Here is a 24,446-nt window from a genome sequence, read left to right on the forward strand (position 1 = left end):
ATCACCCCACACGCCACGCGATGCCCAAGGACCGAACGCTTCTCCACACCGGACATGGGTTCGATGTGGAGCACGTGCGCTTCCATGCGCAGCGCGCCGAGTGGAGCACGCCCTACACCGTGGCCTCGCGGCGCATCGTCTTCCCGATGGGCCGCACGATGCTCGACGTGCGCTCGGGCGATCACACCTGGCTGGTCGACAGCCTGACCGCCATGCGCTTCGGCGATGCGGCGGTCTACCAGATGCGCCCCACCGCCGACACCGCGCGCCAGAGTCTGGTGGTCAGCGGACACGCGTCCCCACAGCCTGCCGATGGCACGCCCAGCTTCTGCTTCCTGCGGCCGGGCTTGCTGTACCGGCTTCATGCCGCACAGCGCCAGCTGCTGGCGAACGGCACGGGTGCCGGCGACCTCGGGGCACTGGTCGAGGCGCTCGACCGGTCGCGCCCGCAAGCGCCGCTGACGGGTGCGGTCGCCCGTGCGCGGCGGCTGCTGGCGGAAACAGAAAACGGTGGCTCGCGCGTGTCCCTGCACGACCTGGCCGACGCGGTGTCGCGTTCTCCGTTTCATCTGGCGCGCAGCTTCCGCGAGCAGACCGGCTTGAGCCTGCACCAGTACCGCCAGCACCTGCGGCTGGCGGCGGCGATGGAGCGACTGGCCGAAGGCGACCTTGATCTCGCGGGCATCGCGCACGACCTCGGCTACTGCAGCCAGAGCCACCTGGGCGCGATCTTCCGCCGCGAAACCGGCGCCACATTGGGCGAAGCACGGCGCGTGCTGGGCGCACGAATCTGATAGCCACCGTGCGGCGCGGTCGCGAGACTCGCCGCGATGGACCGCAGCAATCTTCTCGCAGGCCTCCTGGCCGCACTCACCGCCGCGTTCGTCGGCAGCGCCTGGCAACTCGTCTCGCGCCACGGCGTGACCACCACGCTCGGCCCGATGGAACTGGCGCTGATGCGCTACGGCATTCCCGCTTTGTTGCTCGGCCCGCTGTGGCTCGGCAGCAAAGAAAGGTTGATTCCGCCGAACGCCCCGCGCCTGACGCTCGTGCTGTTCGTCATCGGCGGTGGCCTGCCCTTCGGACTGCTGGTGCTGGCCGGCGCGCGCTGGGCGCCCGCGAGCCACATGGGCATCTTCATGGCGGGCAGCCTGCCGCTGTTCACGGCGGTGGGGGCATGGCTTCACAAGGGCCAGAAAGTCGGCGGCATCCGCTTGTTGGGGCTGGCCTGCATCGCGGCCGGCATGGTGCTGTTCGCGGCGGGCAGCTTCCGCAGCGGCTCGCTCGACTGGCGGGGTGACCTTCTCTTTCTCGCGGCGGCCATGCTGTGGGCCGTGCATTCGCTGGCCTTCGCGCATTGCGGATTCACACCGTGGCAAGGTGCCGCCTTCGTGAACGGATGGTCGAGCCTGCTGCTGTTGCCGGTGCTGTGCTTCGCCGGCGCGCCGAAACTGCTCAGCGCGCCATGGCCCGACGTTGCGCTGCAGGCCGTGGGGCAAGGCGTGGTCGCGGGCCTGCTGGGGCTGGTGGTCTACATGGTGGCGGTCGCGCGGCTGGGTGCGTCGCGTGCTTCGCTGTCGGCCGCGCTGGTGCCGGTGCTGACCACGCTCGGCGCGGCGTACTGGATGGACGAACCCGTCACCGGCGCGGTGCTGCTCGCGCTGGGGCTGGTCGTGCCGGGCGTCGTGCTGGCGAGCGGCGCGGTTCGCTTCGGGGCGAAGGCCACGCAGCCGTTGCCATAGCGGCACAAGGCAGTGGCGTTGGGTAGCGGCTTCAGGTCGCGCGGGCAGAATGCGGCGTATCTTCAAGGACACCACCGCCCATGACAAAGCGCCTCTTCATCGCCGCCTGCCTCTTCTTCGCCGCGGCGGTGTGCGCGGCGCAAGAGCGCAGCACGGTGCGCGTGCCCACGCCCTTCGTCGAGAACGGCGCGCCCGTCACGCTGGAGATGGTGGTCTACAAGCCCGAGGGCGCCGGCCCGTTCCCGGCCGTCATGTTCAACCACGGCTCCACCGGCATCGGCAACGACCCTTCGCTGTTCAAGCAGACCTGGGCACCCGAACGCCTGGCGAGCTGGTTCACGCAGCGCGGCTGGCTGGTGGCGTTTCCGCAGCGGCGCGGGCGCGGCCAATCGGACGGGCTCTACGACGAAGGCTTTACCGCCAAGCGCGACCACTACAGCTGCGAACCGGCCCTGGCGCTGGCGGGCTTCGAGCACGCACTCGCCGACCTGGACGCGGCCGCCGCATGGCTGCAGCGCAACCCCGACGTGGACGCCAGGCGCATGGAGATCGCGGGCTGGTCCCGCGGTGGAATCCTTGCCATTGCCTACGCGGGCACACGGCCAAACGTCTTTCAGGGTGCCATCAATTTCGTGGGCGGCTGGATGAGCGACAAGTGCCCCGGCAACGCCGCCGATGCGATCAACCCGGTCACCTTCAGGCGCGGCGCCGCGTTCTCGCAACCCACGCTCTGGCTGTACGGCGAGAAGGACAGCTTCTACGCCATCGCGCACAGCCGGAAAAACTTCGAGGCATTCACCGCGGCAGGTGGCAAGGGAAGCTTCAAGGCCTTCGACCTCGAGCCGGGCATGAACGGCCACATGCTGTACACGCAGCCTGCGCTCTGGGGCCCGGCGGTCGAGGCGTACCTGGCGCAGTGAACCATCGTGCGGCGCCGCGTGGTGTTCGTCGAAGGCTTGCCCGGGAGCGGCAAGACGCTCCCGGCCGGTTGCCCCGGCCTCCCAACCCCGCTAACATTTCACCCGGCCGATACTGCCTGCCGCTCGCGCCCTTCCGGGGCATGGTGAAAGTATTTCTTTTCTCCCGCGTTCCTCTCCAACCTCCATGGCGAAGACGTTGGCAATGCGAGCACCGACCTCGATTCTTCGCCATCGGAAGGATGGATCACACCATGCGTAATTTTCTCGATGCCAAGGCCATGGCCAAGGCGCTCAAGGCCACGCTCAAGCAGCAGGACATCGACATCTCGCACAGCCAGGCGCTCGAAGCGGTGGCTGCTCAATTCGGCTTCTCCGACTGGAACGTGCTGGCCGCGAAGATCGATGCGGCCACCGTCGAAGCGGCCACGGATTCCAGCGGCATTGCGCTGCATGCGCCCTCGCCTATTTTCCGGATCTTCGACGAGCAGAAGGTCAAGGAGTTCTACATCGACTTCCTGGGCTTCCGCCTCGACTGGGAGCACCGGTTCGGCGACAACTTTCCGCTCTATTGCCAGGTGTCCCGTTCCGGGATGACACTCCACCTCAGTGGTCATCATGGCGACGCCAGCCCCGGCGCCACCGCCTATGTCACCATGAGCGGCGTGGTGGCCTACCAGAAGGAACTGGCCGGCAGGAACTACGCCCACATGAAACCCGGCATCGAGGAACAGCCCTGGGGGAAAGAGATGACAGTGATCGATCCCTTCAGCAACCGCATCCGGTTCTGCGAACCCTCGGCGGAATAGCGTCCGCCCTCACGACACCATGCGCACCGCAGCCCTTTCGCTTTCGGTTTTTCTCTCGGCCCTGGCGATGGGGCCGGGCGCGCATGCGGAGGTGGTTCGCTGCACCGACGCCAACGGCGCCATCTCGTACACCGATGGCGCCTGCCCGTCGGGCAGCCGGCAGTCGCGGCCGGTGGCGATTCTCGAATCGCCACCGCCGGCGCCACGCTCGCCCTCCGACGAGGCGCGCCGCGCCGATGCTGCACCGCAACCGGCACCGCATGCCGCGCCATCGCCCCTGGCGCAGAACACGCCGTCGGGTCCGTCGATCATTCCGCGCAACCCCGACGCCCGCCCTGCGCAGGAGCCCGCGCAAGACCCGGGCATCGTCATCCTGAGCCCGGACCCGTACTACGACGGCTGGCGCCACGCGCGCCGGCCGCCGCCGCGTGCGCAAGACCCAGGCCCGCCGCCCGGCCAGCGGCCGTGCAATCTCGCGGGCATCAAGCGCAACAACTGCTAGCGGCCGCACACGTCCCGAAGCCTCCCGAACGAACAAGCGAATGAGCCAGAGCCTTCCGTGGGTCGTCTATTGCGACGGCAGCGCCATGCCGAACCCGGGCCGCATGGGCATCGGCGCCGTCATCACGGCGCCCGACGGCAGCCGCCGCACGCTGTCGCAGGCCACGCACACCACGGGCTGCAACAACGAGGCCGAGCTGCGGGCGCTGACCCTGGCCCTGCACGAACTGCGGGCCCAGGGTGCGACGAACGTGCAGGCTTACAGCGACAACAGCATCCTGGTCGAGCAGCTCGGCACGGCGCAGCCCGCCAGGCCGATTGCGCGCATGGCCGAGTTGTTCGACGACGCCCGCGCGCTGCTCGGCACCTTCGAGCAGGCCAGCATCCGCTGGATTCCGCGCCACCGCAATGGCGAGGCCGATGCGCTGGCACGCGCCGCCCTGGGCTTTGCGCCCAAGCCCGCCGCCAAGGCCACGAAAAAGAAGAAACGCCGCTAGCACGGCCCGCCGGTGAAATGGCCGGCCGCCAGGTCCTATCATCGGGCGCCATGACAGAAGCCACTCCCCTCCCACCCCTTCCCGACCACTTGTCCACCGACCCGCGCAGCCCGCACCACGTGGCGGCCCTTTTCGAGCGCGACATCGGCATCCGCTTCAACGGCAAGGAACGCCTCGACGTCGAGGAATACTGCATCAGCGAAGGCTGGATCAAGGTGCCCTCGGGCAAGACGGTCGACCGCAAGGGCCGCCCGTTGCTGCTCAAGCTGAAGGGCAAGGTCGAAGCGTTCTACCGCTGAGCGCCACCGCGCGGCGGTTCAGCCGTTCAGCAACTCAGCGCCACTGCAGCAACAGCGACCACGGCTGGCGGCTCATGTGGCGGTCGACGCACCCGGGCGCGCGGCTCAGCGCGCAGCCTTCGGGCAGGTAGCTCGGGTCCAGCAGCTGGGTGCCGCGCGCAAAGTCCAGGCGCCGCAACGTGACCGACTGCAGCACGTTGCCGCCCACGGTGTCGAAGCCCGTGGCATCGATGGCCACCACCACATCGCAATGCATCGGCAGCGCCTCGCCGCCGGTCGGGCGCGTGGCCAGCACCTCCCCGATCTTGTCGAAGGTATTGAGCCCGGCGCCGGCGGTGCCCCGTGCCTGGCACACCAGGTCGCCGACGCGCGGCGGCGTGCGCATCAGGTCGCAGGCGCGCATGGCGGAACGCGTGGGCTGGCCGGCCGACTCGGCCACGCCGGCCTGCCAGGCGGCGCCCGCGTAGTCGACGTGCGCTTCCGAAAAAACGAACTCCTGGTCGCTCAGCCCGGCACGGCGCGCGAGCCAGCTGATGAACGCGGCGGACCAGGGCGAATCGATCACGGCCACGCGGTTCAGCGCGACCTCGGCCGCGCGCAGGCCGTTGGCATCGAGCCCCAGGTCGGGACCGCCGCCAGGGCTCTGCAACGAAAGAGCGGCCGACTGGTTCAGCGCCTGCGTCAGCAGCCGCCGGTCCGCGGGGTGCGTGCCACCGAAGCGCACCAGCGACGGCAGCCTGCTGTCCTGCGGATCGATGGCGCGCCAATAGCCGAGCACGCGCTGCCAGGGTGCCGGGCCCTTGGCCGAACGGCGCGTGTCCTCGGCCTCGGAATCGCCCGATTGGGTGAGGCGGCCTTCGGCATCCATGGCCTGGCCGCCGAAAGCCTGGTGCTCCAGCAACGCCGCATCGGCCATCGCGAGCGCACGCGGCGGCGACGGCACCTGCACGGCGGTGTCGAGGCAGCCCGGCATGGCCCAGGCGCTGCCGGTGAAGGCCAATGCCTGCACCAGCACCAGCCCGAGCGCGAACGCAACGGCGCGCGCACCCGGCAGTGAAGAAGAAGAGAAAGCGGTGTCGTCGAACGGCATGTGGCTGCGAGCATAGCCCGCGGCCCCGCCGAAGCTCAGAGCCGCTCGACGATGGTCACGTTGGCCATGCCGCCGCCTTCGCACATGGTCTGCAGGCCGTAGCGCTTGCCGCGCTGGCCGAGCGCGTGGACCAGCGTGGTCATCAGCTTGGTGCCCGAAGCGCCCAGCGGGTGGCCCAGCGCGATGGCGCCGCCATTCACGTTCAGCCGCGCCGGGTCGGCGCCCATCGTCTGCAGCCAGGCCAGCGGCACCGGCGCAAAGGCTTCGTTGACTTCGTACAGGTCGATGTCCTCGATCTTCATGCCGGCCTTCTGCAAGGCGCGCTGCGTGGCGGGAATGGGCGCCTCCAGCATGATGACCGGGTCGTGCCCCATCACGCTCATGTGATGGATGCGCGCCAGCGGCTTCACGCCGAGCGTTTTCAGGCCGCGCTCGTTGACCACCATGAGGCCGCTCGCGCCATCGCAGATCTGGCTGGCCGTGGCCGCGGTGCAGCGCCCGCCTTCGGCGATCAGCTTGACGGCGGCGATGCTCTCCAGCGTGGCGTCGTAGCGAATGCCTTCGTCGGTGGTGTGCATGTCGCCCGGCTCGGTGCCGTCGGCCATGCGCACCGCCACCGGCACGATTTCCTGCGCGAAGCGGCCGGCCTTGGTGGCCTCGATGGCATTCTTGTGGCTGTGCAGCGCGTAGGCGTCGAGTTCGTACTTCTCGATGCCGTAGTTCTTCGCGATCATCTCGGCGCCGGTGAACTGGCTGAACTGGATGTCGGGGTAGCGCTTCGCCATCAGCGGGCTCACGTAGAAGCCCAGCCCGTTCTTCAGTGGCAGCGTGGTGGGCAGGCCCATCGGCACGCGCGTCATGCTTTCGACGCCGGCCGCGATCACGATGTCCATGCTTCCCGACATGACGGCCTGCGCCGCGAAGTGCAGCGCCTGCTGCGACGAGCCGCACTGCCGGTCGACCGAGGTGGCCGGCACCGACTCGGGCAGGCGCGAGGCCAGCACCGCGTTGCGCGCGATGTTCGAGGCCTGCTCGCCGGCCTGGCCGACGCAGCCCATGATGACGTCTTCGATCAGCGCGGGGTCGGCGTCGGTGCGCGCCACCAGCGCATCGAGCACCTGCGCGGCAAGGTCGGCCGGGTGCCATCCGGCAAGGCGGCCGTTGCGGCGGCCACCGGCGGTGCGCGCGGCGGCGACGATATAGGCTTCGGGCATGAAATTTCTCCTGGGTTTCTGAGGAAATGAGAGGGCGAACGGGTCAGCGCGGCGCCATGCGAATGGCCCCGTCGAGGCGCACGCTCTCGCCGTTGAAATAGCCGTTGGTGATCATCAGCTCGGCCAGCGTCGCGTACTCCGCCGGGTTGCCCAGCCGCTTGGGAAATGGCACCGATGCCGCCAGCGCCGCCTTCACGTTGTCGGGCGCGCCCTGCAGCAACGGCGTGTCGAAGATGCCCGGCAGGATGGTGTTCACGCGGATGCCTTCGCTCATGAGGTCGCGCGCAATCGGCAGCGTCATGCCGACGATGCCGGCCTTCGACGCGGTGTAGGCCGCCTGGCCCATCTGCCCGTCTTGCGCCGCCACCGAAGCGGTATTGACGATGGCGCCGCGCTCGCCGTCCTGCAGCATGTCGAGGGTGAGCATGCCGGCCGCCGACTTGGCGATGCAGCGGAAGGTGCCCACCAGGTTGATCTGGATGATGCGGTCGAAATTGGCGAGCGGAAAGTGCTTGATCTCGCCCGTAGCCTTGTCGCGGCTCGCGGTCTTCACGGCGTTGCCGGTGCCGGCGCAATTGACCAGCACGCGCTCCTGCCCGTGCGCGGCGCGGGCCTTGGCAAAGGCCGCGTCAACCTGCTCTTCGGAGGTCACGTCGACCTTGCAGAACACACCGCCCAGTTCCTTGGCAAGCGCTTCGCCCTGCTCTGCATTGAGGTCGAACAACGCGACCTTCACGCCGTGGCTGGCCAGGCGGCGCGCGGTGGCGGCGCCCAGGCCCGAGGCGCCGCCCGTGACGACGGCGGCAATACTTGAATCGAGTTGCATCAGGGTTCCTTGCAGGGAGTAGTCGGCAATGGCGTGAACGGTTTGTCGCCGGCCAGTTTAGGAAGCAGAATCGACGGCGGCATCGTCGGAAACGACGGAAATCCGGGCCGCTTCGGGCCGTGCGCCGCCCTGTCCTTTTTCCGTTCGCCAGTTCGTCCGTTCGCTCGCGATGTCGCCTCCCACCGCCAGGATTCTCGAAACCAAGCTCAACCCGCCGGCCACCACCGCCACGCAGGTGCCGCGCACCGCAATCAGCGAAGAGATTGCCGCCGCGGCCACCGTGAAGCTGGTGCTGGTGCGCGCACCGGCCGGCTTCGGCAAGACCACGGCCATGGCGCAGATCCGCGCGCGCATGGAGGCCCGGGGCATCGCCACCGCGTGGCTCACGCTGGACCGCGCCGACAACGACGTGTCGCGCTTTCTCAATTGCCTGGCCGAGGCCGCATTGCGCCTGGGCGTGGAAGAGCCGCGCGCCAACGGCCCCTTCGACGCGGTGGCCGCACTGGCCGCGCACGACGCGCCCTTCACGCTGTTTCTGGACGACTTCGAGGTGGTGCAGGAGCCGGCGGTGCTGGGCCTGGTGCGCGAGATCGTCGAGCACCTGCCGCGCCGCGGACAGATCGTGATCGGCTCGCGCGGCCTGCCCGACCTGGGCATGGGCCGGCTGCGCGCGCGCGGGCAGCTCATCGAGATCGACACCGACCGCCTGCGCTTCAGCCTGGAAGAAACCAGCGCCTTCTTCGGCCTGCGCACCGCCCCGGCCATGCAGGCGCTGCCCGCCGACATGCTCTCGCAGCTGCACCGCAAGACCGAAGGCTGGGTGGCGGCCATCTGGCTGGCGTCGATGGCGCTGGAGCGGCACGGCACCGAGACCGGTTTTGTCGAGCGCTTCTCGGGCTCCGACCGCGCCGTGGCCGAGTACCTGGCCGAAGACGTGCTCGCGCACCAACCGAAAGAGATTCGTGACTTCCTGCTGCGCACCAGCATCCTGCGGCAGCTCGACGCCTCGGTGTGCCAGGCGCTGAACCCGCGCGCCGATTGCGCGGCCATCCTGGAACAACTGGCCGCGTCCAACCTCTTCCTGACGCCCGTGAGCGCCGAAGGCGACGGCCGCGCCTGGCGCTACCACAGCCTGTTCGCCGACTTCCTGCGCGCGCAGCTGGCGCGCGAGCAACCCGGAGAAATAGAGCGGCTGCACCTCGCGGCCTCGGGCTGGTACGAATCGCACGACCGCCCGGTGCCGGCCATCGACCATGCCATCGAAGGCGGCGACGCTCCATATGCGCTGACGCTGCTCGACAGCTATGCGGCGCAGTTTCTCGAACAGGGCCGCATGCGCATGCTGGCGCGCTGGTTCTCGGCCATTCCCGACCACCAGCTGCGCGAACACCCCTTCCTGCAGCCCATCGCGCTGTGGGCCACCTGCTTCACCCACGGCCCGTGGGACGCGATGCGCATGCTCGAAAAATCGGGCTGCATCGACAGCGCCATTCCCGAAGTGCGGGCCAGCGCGCGTTCGCTGGTGCCGCTGCTGCTGGCCATGCAGGACCGGCACGACGAGGCCTACGAAGCCGGCCGCCAGAGCCTGGCGCGCCTGCCCACCGGCCTGGCCTTTGCCGACAGCGTGCTGCTCAATGCCATGGCCCACATCCTGGCCGTGCGCGGCGACCAGCACGAGGCGCGGCGCATGCTCGAAGCCGCGCGCGAGCACGGCAGCAGCACCTTCAACCGCATGTACACCGAATCGCTGGCCGGGCTGTTCGACCTGCACGAAGGCCGGCTGCGGCAGGCCACGGCGCGCCTGCGCATGGCGGTCGATTCGACCCACGCCGTGTCGTACAACCACAGCCACGGCAACGCCTGGGCCGGCGTGCTGTATGCCGGTGCCGTGTACGAAACGCACCAGCTGGTGCAGGCCGAGCACCTGCTGAACGTGTACCTGCCGCTGGCGCGCGACGTCGGCCTGCCCGACCACATGATCCTGAGCCACGTGATGCGCTCGCGCATCGCGTTCCACGCCGGCGACATCGACGCGGCCTTCCAGGCGCTGACCGAGCTCGAATACCTGGGACACCACCGGCAGTTGCCGCGCGTGGTGGCCAGCGCCAAGCTGGAGCGCTCGCGCATGCTGCTGCTGCAGGGCAACGGCCCCGCCTCGCACGACGAACTGCTGCGCGCCGACGACCCGGCGCTGTGGGAGCGCGCACGGCGCCAGCGCCTGCCCGCGCACGACCTCGACTACCTGGCGCTGGCCAGGGCGCGCTGGGACATCGCTTTCGGCGACCCGCGCGCCGCGCTGGACGTGCTCGACGCCGAGCTCCATGCCGCGCGCGCGGCGGGCAGCAACCGCCGCGCGCTCAAGCTCAGGGTGCTGCGCGCGATGGCGCTGCAACGCGCCGGCGACATGGCCGCGGCCATCGAGGAAATCGGCGAAGTGCTGCAGACGGCGAGCCAGGAAGGGTTCGTGCGGCTGATCCTCGACGAAGGTCCGGCCGTGGGGACGCTGATCCACCGGTACGCCACGGCCATGCACGAAGCGCCCGCGTCGCGCGGCGGCAACAGCAACAGCAACGACCCGATCCTGGCCGACCACCTGCAGCGGCTGCTGCAGCTGATCGGGCCGATGGCGCCGCCGGCCGATGCCGAGGCGCCGGCCGGCGATGCCATGAAGGAGCCGCTCACGCGCAAGGAGATTCGCGTGCTGCAACTGCTGGCCGAGGGGTACTCGAACAACGCGATGGCGGAGAAACTTTTTGTGTCCGACAGCACGGTGCGCACGCACCTGCGAAACATCAACATGAAGCTCGACGCGAAGAGCCGGACGCAGGCGGTGGCGATCGCGCGGAAGATCGGCGTGATCCGCTGACGGCCCGGCGCGCCGCCAAAACGCCGCCACGCGCCGTACATCCTGAAACCCGCGCGCGCCCGGCATGGGTAGCAGCGGTAGTCCGGGCCTCCCGGTGGCCCTCACTACTACGGATTCCGGTGATACCGCCGCCCCCGCGCAATCCCTAGCATTCCCTTCAGAGAGCCCAGAAACTGGTTCGGGGAGTCGTCCATACCGGGAGCGCTGCAAAGCACGAAGTCACCATGCCCAGAGGAATACCCAACCCGGCCGCCATGTATGGCATTTCCCCCCGCACGTGGGGCTTCGAAGTCTCGATCGTGCGCAACGGCACGCGCTACTACAAGCAGTTCGGCCGCGCCAGCTACGGCAGCGAAGAACAGGCATTGCTGCAGGCGCAGGACTGGCGCGACGAGGTGGTGCGCAGCGTGCCCCCCGTGCCGCGGCGCGCACGGGCCGAAAAGCTGCGCATCAACAACACCACCGGTGTTTCGGGCGTCTTCTGCCAGGTCGGCTCCAGCGGCCGGATCCGGGCCTGGGTCGCCAAGACCTACATCGGGCAGGACGAAGTACTTCGCACCGACTTCCCCGTCGATGCCATGGGCAGTGCGGCGCAGGCGCTGGCCATCGAGGAACGTTCGCGCCAGCTGGAGCGCATGGCCGGCCTGGCCAGGCTGCACCCGGCCGAGGAAGCGATTCGCACGGCGCCCGCGGCGCACCCCGCCGAGCCGCGCTCGCCCAAGCGCTCGAAGTCCGAGATCCGCCGGCGCACCAATTCAAGCGGCGTCAGCGGCGTTCACTTCAAGTCGCCCAACGTCGGGCACCCGGGCTACTGGCTGGCCATCACCTACACCGCGGGCAAGGGCAGCGTGAGCAAGGCCTTCTCCATCAAGGAGCACGGCCCGGACACGGCCAAGCAGATGGCCATTGCGGAGCGCGAGCGCCAGCTCGAGGCGAAACTGAACGCTACAGGCGTATCCGTTCCCTACCGCCCGGAGATCCGCCAGTCGCACCTGGCCACCGCCGAAGCCAGGCCGGACCTGTAATGCTTTCGTGCGGCAGGGCGGGCTCCGTGCCCGCCACGAGGGCCGGCGGCAATGCTTTTGCCGCCGGGAATTTCGTTGCGCCAAAAACATACAGTCGGGCAGAACTGTCATGTGGCTTCGGCCAAAATAGCGGCGAAACACGCACGCCAATGAGCGCCACGCGGTCCGGGGAGCTCATGAGAAGCAGCAATGCTGAAAGATTCAGCGCGTCGAGAATGCCCAAAGGTATCCCCAATCCGGCAGCCATGTACGGCATTTACTCCAGGTCTTGGGGTTTCGAAGTTTCCCTGGTTCGCAACGGCATCCGCCACCACAAGCTTTTCGGCAAGGCCAGCTACGGCAGTGCCGAACAGGCGCTGCTTCATGCACAGGACTGGCGCGACTTCATCGTCAGGAGCGTGCCGCCGGTCGAGCGGCGCGTGCGGGCGCAGAAGCCCCGGGCCAACAACACGACGGGCATACCGGGCGTGTTCCATCAACTGGCGCCGGGCGGCAAGGTGCGCGGCTGGATGGCCAAGACCTACATCGCGCAGGACGAGATATTGCGCGCCGACTTTCCCGTCGATGGCCTCGGCGAAGCGGCGCATGCGCTGGCCGTGCAGGAACGCGCGCAACAGCTCAAGCGCATGAAAGGGTTGGCGCGGCTGCATCCGGCCGAGGAAGCGATCCGCATGGGCCTGTCGGCGCATCCGCACGGCCCGCGCGCGCCCAAGCGCTCCAAGTCCGAGATCACCCGGCGCAACAACACCAGCGGCGTGAGCGGCGTTCATTTCAAGACACCCAACCCGGCGCACCCCGGCTACTGGCTGGCGATCACCTACACGGCGGGCAAGGGCAGCGTGAGCAAGGCGTTCTCGGTGAAGGAACACGGCCCCGATGTGGCCAAGCGCCTGGCGATTGCCGAGCGCGCGAACCAGCTCGCGGAAAAGATGCGCGGCCTGGGTTCACCGGACTCCCCAGCATCTGCCCTGCAGCAACAGCAACAACCACCACACTCGAAGAAGTCGCGCGGCCGCACGGCCCCCGGCGCGAAACAGGACACCTGATGGACCGATACCCCACCGGCTTCGCAGCCCGAGCAGCGAAGCCCGACAGCCAGCGCGCGCCCGCCGCGGCGGCCTTTCTTTCACGAACAGCGCGCCCATGACGACGACGCTCAAGCCTCTTCACAACCTCTTGCGGGTGGCCTCGCACCTGCTGGACCAGGCCGCGGCGGAAGTCCGCACGGCCGACCTGGCACCGCTCTCGGACAACATCGAAGGCATCGGCCGTGCGCTGATCGAAATGATCGAAGTGCAACGCCGCATCTACGCCCGGCAGCCCGAGCTGCAGCCGAAATCGCTGGCCGCCTCGCCGCGGGAAGAAGACGCCAACCGGCTCTTCACGCAGTTCACCATCGAGGCGCTGGAGCTGGAAGACGCGGGCAACACGGCGGCGGCGCGCGAGAAGTACTCGACCTTCATCGGCCTTTCGCCCTCGTACCCGCACCGCGAGATCGCGCGGGCGGAGCTGCGGCGGCTCTCTTAGGCGGCCGCTTTTTCCAGCGTCACAACGCCCGCGAGATCACCTCTTTCATGATCTCGTTGGTGCCGCCGTAGATGCGCTGCACGCGCGCGTCGGCGTACATGCGCGCCACCATGTATTCGTTCATGTAGCCGTAGCCGCCGAACAGCTGCAGGCATTCGTCGATCACGCGGCCTTGCGTTTCGGAGCCCCAGAGCTTGGCCATCGAGGCGGTGGCGGTGTCGAGCTTGCCGGCCACCAGGTCTTCGATGCAGCGGTCGATGAAGGCGCGGCCCACCTTGATCTGCGTGGCGATTTCGGCCAGCTTGAACTTGGTGTTCTGGTACTCGGCAATCGGCTTGCCGAAGGCCTTGCGGTCGCGCACGTAGTCCAGCGTGGCCTGGTAGGCGCCTTCCATCGCGGCGAGCGCACTCAGGCCGATGATGGTGCGCTCGTACGGCAGGTCGCTCATGAGCTGGAAGAAGCCCTGCCCTTCCTGCCCGCCGAGCAACGCATCGGCCGGCACGCGCACGTCGTCGAAGAAAAGCTCGGAGGTGTCCTGTGCCTTCATGCCGATCTTGTCGAGCACGCGGCCGACCCGGAAGCCCTTGCAGCCCTCGGTCTCGACGATGAGGATCGACGTGCCCTTGGCGCCCTGCGCCGGGTCGGTCTTGGCCACCACCAGCACCACGCCGGCCAGGTAGCCGTTGGTGATGAAGGTCTTCGAACCGTTGATGAGGTAGCCGCCATCGGATGTTTTCTCGGCGCGCGTGCGAACGCCCTGCAGGTCGGAGCCCGCACCGGGCTCGGTCATGGCGATGGCGCCGACCAGCTCGCCGCTCGCCATGCGCGGCAGGTAACTGCGCTTTTGCTCCTCGGTGCCGTGGTTCAAGAAGTAGTGCGCCACGATGGCATGCACCGACGTGGCCATGCCGGTGAGGGCGCGGCGCGACATCTCTTCGTACACCACGGCTTCGTGGCGGAAGTCGCCGCCGGCGCCGCCGTATTGCTCGGGAATGTCGGCGCACAGCAGGCCGAGCGCGCCGGCCTTGCGCCAGACCTCGTGGCCCACGTGGCCGCGCTTGCGCGCTTCTTCGTCGTGCGGGAGCACCTCGGTCTCGACGAAGCGCACCACGTTGTCGCGGTACAGATCCAGGTCTTCGTCGCTCCAGGAGCGGTGGAAGTCGATGGGCATGCTGGTTTCCTTGGTTGTGTTCTTTTCGCGGCGTCGGTGTCGGCGTCGGCGTCGCGGCTTCGTCAGCCGACGCGGCGGCCCTTGCCGGCCCAGAAGGGTTCGCGCAGCTGGAACTTCTGCAGCTTGCCGGCCGCCGACAGCGGCAATGCATCGCGAAACTCCACGCTGCGCGGGCACTTGTAGCTGGCGATCTGCTCGCGGCAGTGCGCGATGACGGCGTCGGCCTCCAGCGCCATGCCCTCGCGCCGCACGATCACCGCGTGCACGCGCTCGCCCCACTTGTCGTCGGGCACGCCGATCACGGCGGACATCAGCACCTGCGGCAGCTGGGCAATGGCGTTCTCGACCTCGGCCGAATACACGTTCTCGCCGCCACTCACGATCATGTCCTTCATGCGGTCGACCACGAAGACGTAGCCGTCTTCGTCCATGAAGCCGCCGTCGCCGGTGTGCATCCAGCCGCCGCGCAACGCGGCCTCGGTCTCCTTCGGCTTGTTCCAGTAACCCTTCATGACCATCGGCCCGCGCGCGACGATTTCGCCGACCTGGCCGAAAGGCACTTCGTTGTCTTCGCCATCGACGATGCGGACCTCGGCAATGGAGACGGGCGTGCCGGCCGAGCGCAGCAGGCGGTCGCGGTCGGGGCCGGGCTGGTGGCAATGCGGCGGCAGCGCGGTGACCACGGGCGACAGTTCGGTCATGCCGTAGACCTGCGCGAAGGCCGTCTTGGGGAAGGCACGCATGGCCTGGTCGAGCAGCGCCGCGTCGATGGGCGCCGCGCCGTACGACAGCAGGCGCAGGGCCGACAGGTCGAACTCGGCGAAACGCGGATGCTCGATCACGCGCTTGATCATGGTCGGCACCAAAAACATTTCGGTGACGCGCGCCGACTGCAGGGCCTGCAGCACCGCCAGCTCGTCGAACATCGGCACCACGTGCACGGGCACCAGCCGCAGCACGCTCTGCAATGCGATGCCGCAGCCGGCCACGTGGAACATGGGCGCCGCGACGATGGCCACCGCGTCTTGCGTGTCGCGCGGCAATGCGGCCACCGTGCCCAATGCATTGATGCACAGGCTGCCGTGCGTGAGCATCACGCCCTTGGGCTGGCCCGTGGTGCCACCGGTGTACATGACGGCGGCAAGCTCGTCGCTGCTGTGCGGTGCGTCGTCGATGGGCGATGCATCGGCCAGCAAGGCCTCGTAGCCGACCATGCCTTCGGGCACGGCGCCGTCGCCGCAATAGACCACGGTGCGCAGCGAGGTGGAGAGCCGGCGCAGCTCGGCGGCCATCGGCGCGAAGAGGTCGTCCACCAGCAGGATGCGGGTGTCGCAATCGTCGAGCGAATAGGCGACCTCTTTCGGGTTCCAGCGGATGTTGACGGGGTTGATGACGCCGCCGCCCCACCAGGTGCCGAAGAAGTATTCGACGAAGCGGTGTGAGTTGAGGCTCATCATGCCGACGCGGTCGCCGGGCTGCATGCCGAGCTGCCTGAGCACGGCGCCGAGCCGCGCGACGCGGTCGGCCAGCTCGCTGTAGCTCAGCCGCTGCTTGCCGCAGACCACGGCGGTGGCCTTGCCTTTTTCGCGACGGCCCTTGTGCAGGGGTTGGGTGAGGAACATGGGGTGGTGTCTCCGTCTGCGTTCTTGTTGTTCAGGAGGCGCACAGCGGCGCGATGGCTTCGGCGGCCACGCCCCAGCGGCGCAGCACGGCCTGGCCGTCGTCGTGCGCCACGGCGGGCGGCAGCACGGGTGCGGTGCGGCTGAAGCGCGGCGCGGGCGCCGGCTGCACCACGCCGCCGACAGTCGCGAAGGTGCCGCGCGCCACGTTGTGCGGATGCACGGGCGCCTCGTCCCAGTCGAGCACGGGCGCAAAGCAGGCGTCGCTGCCTTCGAGCAGCACGCACCACTCGTCGCGCGTGCGGGTGCGGAACACATCGGCCATGCGCAGCTTCAGCAGCGGCCAGCGGTCGGCGTCCATCTGCGCGTCGAAGGCCGGGTCGTCGGCGATGCCGCAGCGCTCGCGCATCAGTGCGTAGAACTGCGGCTCGATGGCACCCACGGCCACATACTTTCCGTCGGCGCAGGCGTAGGTGTCGTAGAAGTGCGCGCCGCCGTCGAGCATGTTCTCGCCGCGCTGGTTGCTCCATTGCCCGGCCGACTTGAAGCCGTACATCATGGCCGACAGCAGCGCCGCGCCGTCGGTCATGGCGGCATCGATCACCTGGCCCTGGCCCGAGCCCTTGGCCTCGTGCAGCGCGGCAAGGATGCCGAAGGCCAGCAGCATCGCGCCGCCGCCGAAGTCGCCCACGTAGTTCAGCGGAGGCACCGGCGGCTCGCCGGCACGGCCGATGGCGTGCAGCGCGCCGCTGATCGCGATGTAGTTGATGTCATGGCCCGCCGCGTGCGCCAGCGGCCCGTGCTGGCCCCAGCCGGTCATGCGGCCGTACACCAGGCGCGGGTTGCGCGCATGGCACTCGGCCGGCCCCAAGCCCAGCCGCTCCATGACGCCGGGGCGAAAGCCTTCGATGAGCACGTCGGCCCTGGCGATGGCATCGAGCACCGATTGCGCCGCGCCTTCCGCGCGCAGGTCGACCTGCAGCGTGCTGCGGCCGCGCGCCAGGATGTCGTGCGGCGCGGTGCGCGTGCCGGGGCGCTCGATGCGGATGACCTCCGCGCCCATGTCGGCGAACAGCATCGCGCAGAACGGCCCGGGGCCCAGGCCCGCCATCTCGATCACCCGTAGTCCCTGCAATGGGCCTGCCATGGTCTGTCTCCTGTTGCGTGGGGCGATCTTGGCGCGGCGGCGACGGGGTTGCATCGTCCAAAGCGACGAATGCGGCGCGCGCTTGCCGTGGGAGTGGCTGACTGTGACTGTCTGTAGCTACGTGGTGCCGTTGCTCGCGGCGCGAAGCCGTGCCACGCGGCGAAGGTGCCACGACAAGGGCCCGAACTGGCCTTCGATGAGCGTGGCGCGGCGGAAGTAGTGGCCGACCGCCAGCTCTTCCGTCATGCCCATGCCGCCATGCAACTGCACCGCGCCCTGCCCCACGGCCCTGCACGCCTTCGCGACCGCCACCTTGGCGGAAGACACGGCGCGGGCGCGCTCGTGCGCCGTGGCGGCGTCGATGGTTTCGCCCACGCTCGCGGTGAGCGCGGCGGCCTGCTCCAATGCCATGTGCATGTCGGCCAGCCGATGCTGCAGCACCTGGAAACTGGAGATCGGCACGCCGAACTGCTTGCGCTGGCGCACGTAGTCGAGCGTGTCGTGCATCAGGCGGCGCATGACGCCGATGGATTCGGCGCAGATGGCCAGCGCGGCCTCGTCATGCGCCCGCTCGATCTGCGGCAGGGCCGCGCCTTCGGTACCGAGCAGGGCATCGGCAGGCAGGCGCACGTTGTCGAAGGCGATGTCCGCGGCGCGGCCGCCATCGCGCGTGGGGTAGGCGCGCAGGCGAAGGCCCGGTGTGTCCTTGGGCACCACGAGCAGCGAGAGTCCGTTCGCATCGCACGGGCCGCCACTGCCGCGCGCCGAGACGATGAAGTGGCTGGCCCAGGGCGCGGCCTGCACCACCGCCTTGTGGCCATCGAGCCGGAAGCCGTCACCTTCGCGCACGAGGCGCGCCTGGACGTCGGCGCGGTCGTGCCGGCTTTGCGGCTCGGCGTGCGCGAAGGCCAGCACCGCCTGCCCGGCGACGACGCGCGCGAGCAAGGCATCGGCCTGCGCGCCAGGGTGGCGCTGCAGCAGGCCCGCGCCGATCACCATCGTGGAGAGATACGGCTCGGCCGCCAGCGCGCCGCCCAGCGTTTCCATCAGCGCGAGGTGTGCGGGCATGCCGAAGCCCAGGCCGCCTTGCGCTTCGGGCAAGGCCGCGCCCAGCAGGTCGAGCTCGCGCGACAGGCCTTGCCAGAATGGCGGCGGCGCATCGTCGGCATCGTCCGCACCGTCTGCATGGGCCAGCGCGTGCAGGCGCTGCTCGAAGCCGTGGTGGTCGTCGAGGTAGCGCGCAAGACTGTCGCGCAGCATCGCGAGGGTGTCGTCCTGCTCGGCCAGCGTGGTTGTTGTTGTCGTGGTGGTTTTGCTCATGGACGGGACCTCAGCGCGACAGCAGGTGGCTCGCGACGATGTTGCGCTGCACCTCGCTGGAGCCGGCGTAGATGGAGGCGGCGCGGTCGTTGAGGTAGGCCGACATCGAGAACACCGCCTCTTCGGGGATCGGCAGCTCGCCTTGCAGGCCGTCGTCCAGCGGCAGGTTGGCGGCAGCGTAATGGCCGGCGATTTCGACGCCGAGTTCGGTCAGCCGCTGGCGAAGCTCGGAGCCCAGCACCTTGCCCATCGATGGGCGGATGCCGTGCGGCTCGCCGCGTGCCTGCGCGCGCAGCGACTGCAGCTCGGTGGCTTCGAGGGCATCGATGGCGCAGTCCATCTCGGCGAGGCGCAAGGCCATGTCGCCGGCCTCGCTGTCGTCGTCACGGCCGGAGGTTGCAAACGCAGCATCGGCCGCCGCGCTCAACCGACGCAGGCGTGCACGCAGCATCGGAGCCCAGGCACCGCCGCGTTCGTGCTGCAGCAGGTACTTGGCGATGGTCCAGCCCTGGTTCTCTTCGCCGATCAGCCCCGAGGCGGGCACACGCACATCGTCGAAGAACACCTGGTTGAGTTCGTGGTCGCCCGAGATGCTGATGATCGGCCGGATCGTGACGCCCGGCGCGGGAAGGTCGAAGCACAGGAAGCTGATGCCCTGCTGCGGCTTGCCGCCCGAGGCGGTGCGCACCAGGCAGAACATGCGGTTGGCGTACTGCGCGTGCGTGGTCCAGATCTTGGTGCCGTTCAGGACGTAGTGGCCACCATCGCTGTCGTCATCGCGCACGGCCTTGCATTGCAGCGAGGCCAGGTCCGAGCCGAACTGCGGTTCCGAATAGCCCTGGCACCAATAGTCTTCGCCCGAGCGGATGCCCGGTAGCCACGCGCTCTTCTGCGCCTCGGTGCCGAAGGCGATGATCACCGGCGCGACCATGCCGGGGCCCATCGGCGCGCGCGGTGGCGCATCGGCCGCGGCCAGTTCGCTGGCGAAGAGGTAGTGCTGCATCGGCGTCCACCCGGTGCCGCCATGCTCGATCGGCCAGTGCGGCACGCTCCAGCCACGTGCCGCGAGGATGCGGTGCCAGCGGTTGCTCCATTCGTAGTCGGTGAAGATGCCGGAGCAGCGCCGGCCCGCCGTGCGCAAGTCGGGCGTCAGCTCGCGCGCGAGGAAGTCGCGCACCTCGTCTCGGAATGCGGTCTCCGCCGCGCTGAGGGTCCAGGCCATGGTGTTGTCTCTCGCATCGGGATACACCGGCGCAGTGTGAGGCCCGCACGTGCCGCCGGCATCGTCGGATTGGACGAATGAGTCGCGGGAGAGACAACGCGACAGCGCTACCGTCACCCGTAGCTCAGGCTGTGTTGATGGCGCTGTTCCTGAATTCGGAGTTCTCGAAGAAGCTGCCGTAGTAAGTCACCTTCTCCCCCTTGACGCTGTCACCCTTGATGCCATCACAGTGGCAATCGAGAATTTCCACATGGGTCCATTGGCAGTTGACGAAGCCCAGGTTCTTCCAGGTGCAGCTTTGGAATTTGCAGCCTGACCATTGAGTGCCCGAGTACACCGCGCCGGCCAACGTCGCGCCCGTGAAGGTACAGCCCGACATGCCGGCCCCGCTCATGTCGCAGTCGCTCATGGAGCCACCCCCACCGCCAGTGCAGTCGGACATGTGCGAGTCCTTCATCGTGCACTTGTCGTAGTTGCTGCCTTCCAGCGTGCACTGCGTCATTTCCATCTTCTGCATGTTGCAGTTGCTGAAAGTGCAGTTGGTGAAGGTGCAACCCGTGATGCGCAGCCTTGCCATATCGCAACCGGAAAACAGAATCCCGGTGAACTGGCTCGATGACCAGTTCGCGTCCCTGAAGGTGGTCGCCGTGAAGCTGCTGCCGTTGAAGCGGGTCGATGCGATGGTGATGAGATCGAGGTCGAGCCCGGAGTAGCTGCCGCTGTCGCTCTCGCCAGACAGGCCGGCTTGCGCGCCGTCGGCGCCCTTGCGCCACTTGTCGTGGTCTTTGATGATCTGGTTTGCGCTCATGGTGAATCCGTGGTGCCTCCGCCTGTTCCATTCGTCAACCTCGCCTGCGCTTCCGCCAACGCCTCGGCAGTGCCGTAGTGTTTGAGGAGTTCAATTTCATCCGCCAAGCCCAACCGGCCCTGCGCCCGATACACCAACGCCGTCATCGCGGCACCTGTTTGCACGGGCCGGTCTTCGGGCTCGCCCAGCCCGCTGTCGCTGTTCCACTCCGCAGGGAACCTGGCCCATGAGCAAGTCATCTGACTGATCTTGTGCATCAGAACCCGCATGAAGTCGGGCCCTTGCTCCAGCTCGTACTGCGACAAGCTCGGCAACCCGCAGTAGGTTCCGTAGGCGTGCGGCACGAAGCGCGGAACCTTGTTGTAGTGCTTCGTCACGTTGGCCGGGATCTGATCCTCCGTGGGGCCTTCCTGCATGTACAGCCGGATGTACTCCCACAGCCGCAGGGCCTGGGCCGCCGGGTTCAGCGTCAGGCTGGGGCCGACATAGATAGCGTCTTCGTCGCTGCCGTCGGGCTTCAATGGGGCCTGGTACAGCGCCAGCGAGCCAATGATCTCCGAGGCCATCGGGTGACCGTCGGGCACGCGGCTGGGCAGGGCTACCAGCCGGTCCCAATCGAATACCTTGTTGCCGCCGCAATAGCCGGGGCGCAGCACATAGACCTTGCGGGTCAGGCGATTGAAGCGCACTCGACCGCGGGCATAGGTGAAGTAGTTGGTGCGAGCGCCCATGCCGAAGAACCAGCCGTAGAGAAGAAAGGCGACGCCAAGGGCGAGAGGGAACAGCAGGAGCCAACCGAACCAAATGAGTAGTCCATCGCCATCATGCTCATACGGGTTGATTTGCCAGAACATGATGAACCTGTTGAAGAGCAACGGACTCACTGCGAACCCGTACCACATCCAAATAATCAGCGAAGCAAAGGGCACCACGATCAGTGTGCCCAACGTAGTGCGCCACTGCACATCCCAACCAGGGTTACACAGTTCCAGATAAGCCTCGTTTTGCGCAAATACACAGCGGCCAGGAATATCGATGCCTTCAGCATCACTCGCTTCATCAACCCTCCATGCGCGCTGCCCATTCAGGTTGAGTTCCTTGCGCCCCTTTTCTACCGACTTGCGCTGCTGCCGGGCATAGCCATTTTCTGCATTAAACAAGGTGGTGCTCCTTAAGCGGCCGAAGCCTGGGCGTTGGCAAGCTTTTGCAAGGTTTCTTTAAGGTTCTCGTGAACAGGCTTCTTCCCCCTTCTCTTCTTGTTGAGTGGGATGTCCTTGAGCCAGTCCTTCCACTCTTCATCTTTGAGAAACATGATGGCGACCACTGCAATCACCGTGAATGCAGCCCCCACCAAACCCAAGATGCAGGCCGTCATGGCCCAGGTGGCCGCAGAAATACCAAACAACGCACCTGTCGCAGCCATGCCAGTGGCGGTGATGCTGAAAGCGGCTCCAGCGACGCTGGCCGATTGAGCCGCTGCCAACGCATAGTTCCCTCGCTGACCGGATTGAAGCGCATCGGTCGCATCCCAGTACACCCCGACCATCGCCGCCGGCAACAAGAACCTGAACGCCGTCATCCGCATGCCGCGCAAGCGCAGAGCATTCACGGTGTCCGCAACCGCATGCTGCGACGTCGCCACAAAAATGCTTTCTCCCCTGGCACCTTCGAAGATGGTCACCTCATACGCCTTGGCCCGCCAGTCCAGGAGGGAACCGGTGCCCTGCATCAGGCTGCCCGCCATTTCCCAGCTGGTGCGCACGTCTTTCTTGACACTCAACTGGTAGCCCTTGACGAGGGCGTTGGCAACGTCGAACACACCGGCGACGGCAGCGCCGCGGACATATGGTGCACCTTCGCGGGCGAAGGTCATGCCTTCGGTGCGGCCTGCCTTTTCGATGGCACGCGTCGCATTGCGCAGACGGTCCGCGTCGGCTTGGCTCAAGGTCTGGGCATAGGCGGCGGCGGTCTTTCCCATGCTCACAAGGCCTGTGAGGGCCACGAACTTGATGATCCTGGCCTCGGCCTCAAGAACCGGCAGGTTCTTTACGGTTTGCATCATCTTGACGCTGAACAAGCTGGCCAGATGCAGCGGCCAGGCCATCTTTCGCATGAGCGCGCTTTTGCAAAGGGGCTTGAGCTTGCTGTCTGACGCGAAGTCGATGGCCTTGTCGCCGAGCGCGAAGCGCGCACCGTAAGGTTTGAGCACTTTGTCCACGAGACTTTCCGACCATGCGGTGGAGGGATCGGCGCCTGGCAAGCTGGCGGGCAAGGTTTCATTGAACATGTCCTGGAGGGTGCGTTTGAGTTCCTTGTTGTGGAAGCTGATGACGGAGCTCAGCGGATTGATGCCGAACAGGTCGGTCTGCTTGATCCAGTCTTGCCCCGTGCTGTTGCATTCGGTACCAGCCATGCAGTGCGAAATTTGTACGGTGAGTGCGCCCCCACCACCAGGCCCGTTAATCACGTCGTTCTCGGCGCTGTAGCGCCTGATGGCCTGCATCAGGCTGGGCGCTTTGAGCCAGGCCACATGGTCGATGCCGAATTGGGACAATCGGGCGGAGCTGGCTTCGTAGGCAATACGCTGCGCTTCAAGAATGTTGGCCGCACCTGCGTTGTCGAACAATTCTTCATACGCCTTATCGCCGGCCGCCAGTGCGGCGTCTCTTTCGCGTTGCTGGTTGGCATGGGCTATGGCCCGTGTTTCCGCATTGCGAGTCAACACTTCCGGGTTGCGTCGGGAGAGCATGACGTCGTCCTGGCCCCTCTGATCAAGCATCTTGTCCCACTGCGCGATGCGCTTGTTGACTCGGCCTACCGCCCCCTTCTTGATAAGCCCCCTGAGACTTTGCGCCGCGATGGCTGTCTGGTACACCCATTCATTGGTGACGCCGTTGGCAGCACCATCGGCCTGGGTCAGTTGCCACCGCGTGTAGCCGGTTTGCACCTCGGCCTGCAGGTGACCCAGTTCCTGCGCAATGCCGATGGCGTCTTCGCAAGCGACAATCGCCCCGCCGTTGTCGTCCAGGAACCTGGCGATGTTTTGAAGGCGCTTGCCGTGTGCACCGGCGTAGTCAAGCTGCTTGACTACGGATGACTCCTCGACAGAAATTTTCCCGGCGTACTCCCCCGTGACCAGATAGCTGTCGGTTTCCACGACACGCTTGTCTTCGTAGTCGCCCCAACCGCGCTCCATCACGCTGCTGCCCATCAGGCCATGCAACTGCGGCTCCAGTGCATTGCGCACCTTTTCGTCTTGCAGCGCCTTGAACTCCGCCACCGTCCACTGGCTTGCATCCTTGTTGGGCACCGCGGTGTCAGGACCCGTTTTGCTGCCGTTCGCCCAGCCCGACACGTTGAAACGCTGCAGATATTTGTCCGGGTCTTTCCCGATCACCGTTTCCAGGTGCACCGGATCGATCGGGTCGGGATGAAACATGTACTGGAGCTTGGTGATGTCTTTCGCATCTTTCACCCATACGAGGCTTCTGTTGGCTCCCCACTCACCTGGGCTGCACGCCGCAAGGTTGTCGGTCTTTTCCGGGTGCTTGATGTCGATCTTCGTCAGATAGCCATGCGGGTGCACGACATAGGCAAGCCACTCGGGAGTTCGGTGCGGTGCTTCCGTTCGGATGTACAAATAGCCGGCGCGAAGCATGCGCAGGTTGTATTTGGCGATCTGCATGCCCACACTGCCCGGCGTGACTTGCAACTGGCCGGTGAGCTTGAGCACATCCAGTGCCGCCATTCCTTCTTTCGTCGAACTGTAGGCGACGCCATAGCGCGCAAAAAGAATCGGCAGGCCCGTTTGGGCGCATTCCTTGCAAGCGGTTTTACAGGCCATGA

The 24,446-nt window shown here is 67.2% G+C and carries 22 protein-coding genes; 11 read left to right on the forward strand and 11 right to left on the reverse strand.

Annotation, left to right across the window (positions count from 1 at the left end; all coding sequences use genetic code 11):
* The first annotated feature begins 20 nt into the window (after window positions 1–20).
* From DBV14_RS13355 to DBV14_RS13385, 7 genes are all read left to right on the forward strand, one after another.
* A complete protein-coding gene (locus DBV14_RS13355; RefSeq protein ID WP_124459658.1) occupies window positions 21–794 on the forward strand; it encodes an AraC family transcriptional regulator in 774 nt (257 codons plus the stop codon).
* Between the two features lie 36 nt (window positions 795–830).
* Window positions 831–1,742 carry a DMT family transporter gene (locus DBV14_RS13360; RefSeq protein WP_124459659.1) on the forward strand — a complete coding sequence of 304 codons (912 nt, stop codon included), beginning with the start codon at window positions 831–833 and terminating at the stop codon, window positions 1,740–1,742.
* A gap of 80 nt (window positions 1,743–1,822) precedes the next feature.
* Complete coding sequence (locus tag DBV14_RS13365) at window positions 1,823–2,662, forward strand: S9 family peptidase (RefSeq protein ID WP_124459660.1); 840 nt, start codon at window positions 1,823–1,825, stop codon at window positions 2,660–2,662.
* Window positions 2,663–2,913: 251 nt separating this feature from the next.
* Window positions 2,914–3,468, forward strand: a complete 555-nt coding sequence (locus DBV14_RS34155; protein WP_124459661.1) for a glyoxalase superfamily protein — start codon at window positions 2,914–2,916, stop codon at window positions 3,466–3,468.
* Between the two features lie 19 nt (window positions 3,469–3,487).
* Window positions 3,488–3,970 carry a DUF4124 domain-containing protein gene (locus tag DBV14_RS13375; RefSeq protein ID WP_124459662.1) on the forward strand — a complete coding sequence of 161 codons (483 nt, stop codon included), beginning with the start codon at window positions 3,488–3,490 and terminating at the stop codon, window positions 3,968–3,970.
* A 40-nt stretch (window positions 3,971–4,010) separates the two neighbouring features.
* The gene (locus tag DBV14_RS13380; RefSeq protein WP_124459663.1) at window positions 4,011–4,466 is read left to right on the forward strand and encodes a ribonuclease HI family protein; all 456 of its coding nucleotides are present in this window, start codon (window positions 4,011–4,013) and stop codon (window positions 4,464–4,466) included.
* A 50-nt stretch (window positions 4,467–4,516) separates the two neighbouring features.
* Window positions 4,517–4,765, forward strand: coding sequence for a DUF3297 family protein (locus DBV14_RS13385; RefSeq protein ID WP_124459664.1), 249 nt, complete (start codon window positions 4,517–4,519; stop codon window positions 4,763–4,765).
* 34 nt (window positions 4,766–4,799) lie between these two features.
* On the opposite strand, the gene DBV14_RS13390 is transcribed toward DBV14_RS13385, so the two are convergent.
* From DBV14_RS13390 to DBV14_RS13400, 3 genes are read right to left on the reverse strand one after another with little or no spacing between them, the layout of a single operon-like run.
* Window positions 4,800–5,855 (reverse strand): DUF2272 domain-containing protein, encoded by a 1,056-nt coding sequence (locus DBV14_RS13390; RefSeq protein WP_124459665.1) that lies wholly within the window; start codon window positions 5,853–5,855, stop codon window positions 4,800–4,802.
* Window positions 5,856–5,890: 35 nt separating this feature from the next.
* On the reverse strand, window positions 5,891–7,069 hold the full coding sequence (locus DBV14_RS13395) for an acetyl-CoA C-acetyltransferase (protein ID WP_124459666.1): 1,179 nt from the start codon (window positions 7,067–7,069) through the stop codon (window positions 5,891–5,893).
* 43 nt (window positions 7,070–7,112) lie between these two features.
* Window positions 7,113–7,895: an SDR family NAD(P)-dependent oxidoreductase gene (locus DBV14_RS13400; protein ID WP_093056669.1), complete on the reverse strand. Its 783-nt coding sequence runs from the start codon at window positions 7,893–7,895 to the stop codon at window positions 7,113–7,115.
* Window positions 7,896–8,064: 169 nt separating this feature from the next.
* On the opposite strand from DBV14_RS13400, the gene DBV14_RS13405 reads away from it, so the two are divergent.
* From DBV14_RS13405 to DBV14_RS13420, 4 genes are all read left to right on the forward strand, one after another.
* Complete coding sequence (locus DBV14_RS13405; RefSeq protein WP_124459667.1) at window positions 8,065–10,761, forward strand: LuxR C-terminal-related transcriptional regulator; 2,697 nt, start codon at window positions 8,065–8,067, stop codon at window positions 10,759–10,761.
* A gap of 224 nt (window positions 10,762–10,985) precedes the next feature.
* Window positions 10,986–11,786: an AP2 domain-containing protein gene (locus DBV14_RS13410; RefSeq protein ID WP_260397018.1), complete on the forward strand. Its 801-nt coding sequence runs from the start codon at window positions 10,986–10,988 to the stop codon at window positions 11,784–11,786.
* A gap of 215 nt (window positions 11,787–12,001) precedes the next feature.
* Complete coding sequence (locus DBV14_RS13415) at window positions 12,002–12,832, forward strand: AP2 domain-containing protein (protein ID WP_185546009.1); 831 nt, start codon at window positions 12,002–12,004, stop codon at window positions 12,830–12,832.
* A gap of 97 nt (window positions 12,833–12,929) precedes the next feature.
* Window positions 12,930–13,313 (forward strand): hypothetical protein, encoded by a 384-nt coding sequence (locus DBV14_RS13420; protein WP_124459668.1) that lies wholly within the window; start codon window positions 12,930–12,932, stop codon window positions 13,311–13,313.
* Between the two features lie 19 nt (window positions 13,314–13,332).
* Here DBV14_RS13420 and DBV14_RS13425 read toward each other — a convergent pair whose 3' ends face one another.
* The 8 genes from DBV14_RS13425 to DBV14_RS13460 form a co-directional block, all read right to left on the reverse strand.
* On the reverse strand, window positions 13,333–14,484 hold the full coding sequence (locus DBV14_RS13425; protein ID WP_124459669.1) for an acyl-CoA dehydrogenase family protein: 1,152 nt from the start codon (window positions 14,482–14,484) through the stop codon (window positions 13,333–13,335).
* Window positions 14,485–14,546: 62 nt separating this feature from the next.
* Window positions 14,547–16,106, reverse strand: a complete 1,560-nt coding sequence (locus DBV14_RS13430; RefSeq protein WP_124459670.1) for a long-chain-fatty-acid--CoA ligase — start codon at window positions 16,104–16,106, stop codon at window positions 14,547–14,549.
* A gap of 31 nt (window positions 16,107–16,137) precedes the next feature.
* A complete protein-coding gene (locus DBV14_RS13435; RefSeq protein WP_124459671.1) occupies window positions 16,138–17,250 on the reverse strand; it encodes a CaiB/BaiF CoA-transferase family protein in 1,113 nt (370 codons plus the stop codon).
* 117 nt (window positions 17,251–17,367) lie between these two features.
* Window positions 17,368–18,570, reverse strand: coding sequence for an acyl-CoA dehydrogenase family protein (locus tag DBV14_RS13440; RefSeq protein WP_124459672.1), 1,203 nt, complete (start codon window positions 18,568–18,570; stop codon window positions 17,368–17,370).
* A 10-nt stretch (window positions 18,571–18,580) separates the two neighbouring features.
* A complete protein-coding gene (locus DBV14_RS13445) occupies window positions 18,581–19,792 on the reverse strand; it encodes an acyl-CoA dehydrogenase family protein (protein WP_124459673.1) in 1,212 nt (403 codons plus the stop codon).
* A 124-nt stretch (window positions 19,793–19,916) separates the two neighbouring features.
* A complete protein-coding gene (locus DBV14_RS13450) occupies window positions 19,917–20,600 on the reverse strand; it encodes a pentapeptide repeat-containing protein (protein WP_124459674.1) in 684 nt (227 codons plus the stop codon).
* Window positions 20,597–21,760: a DUF6708 domain-containing protein gene (locus DBV14_RS13455; RefSeq protein WP_124459675.1), complete on the reverse strand. Its 1,164-nt coding sequence runs from the start codon at window positions 21,758–21,760 to the stop codon at window positions 20,597–20,599. Before DBV14_RS13455 ends, DBV14_RS13450 begins: the two co-directional genes overlap by 4 nt.
* Before the next feature lie 11 nt (window positions 21,761–21,771).
* On the reverse strand, window positions 21,772–24,444 hold the full coding sequence (locus tag DBV14_RS13460) for a T6SS effector BTH_I2691 family protein (protein WP_124459676.1): 2,673 nt from the start codon (window positions 24,442–24,444) through the stop codon (window positions 21,772–21,774).
* Between the last annotated feature and the right edge of the window lie 2 nt (window positions 24,445–24,446).

Origin of the sequence: Variovorax sp. KBW07 (assembly GCF_003852515.1) — a bacterium.
GTDB lineage: Bacteria > Pseudomonadota > Gammaproteobacteria > Burkholderiales > Burkholderiaceae_C > Variovorax.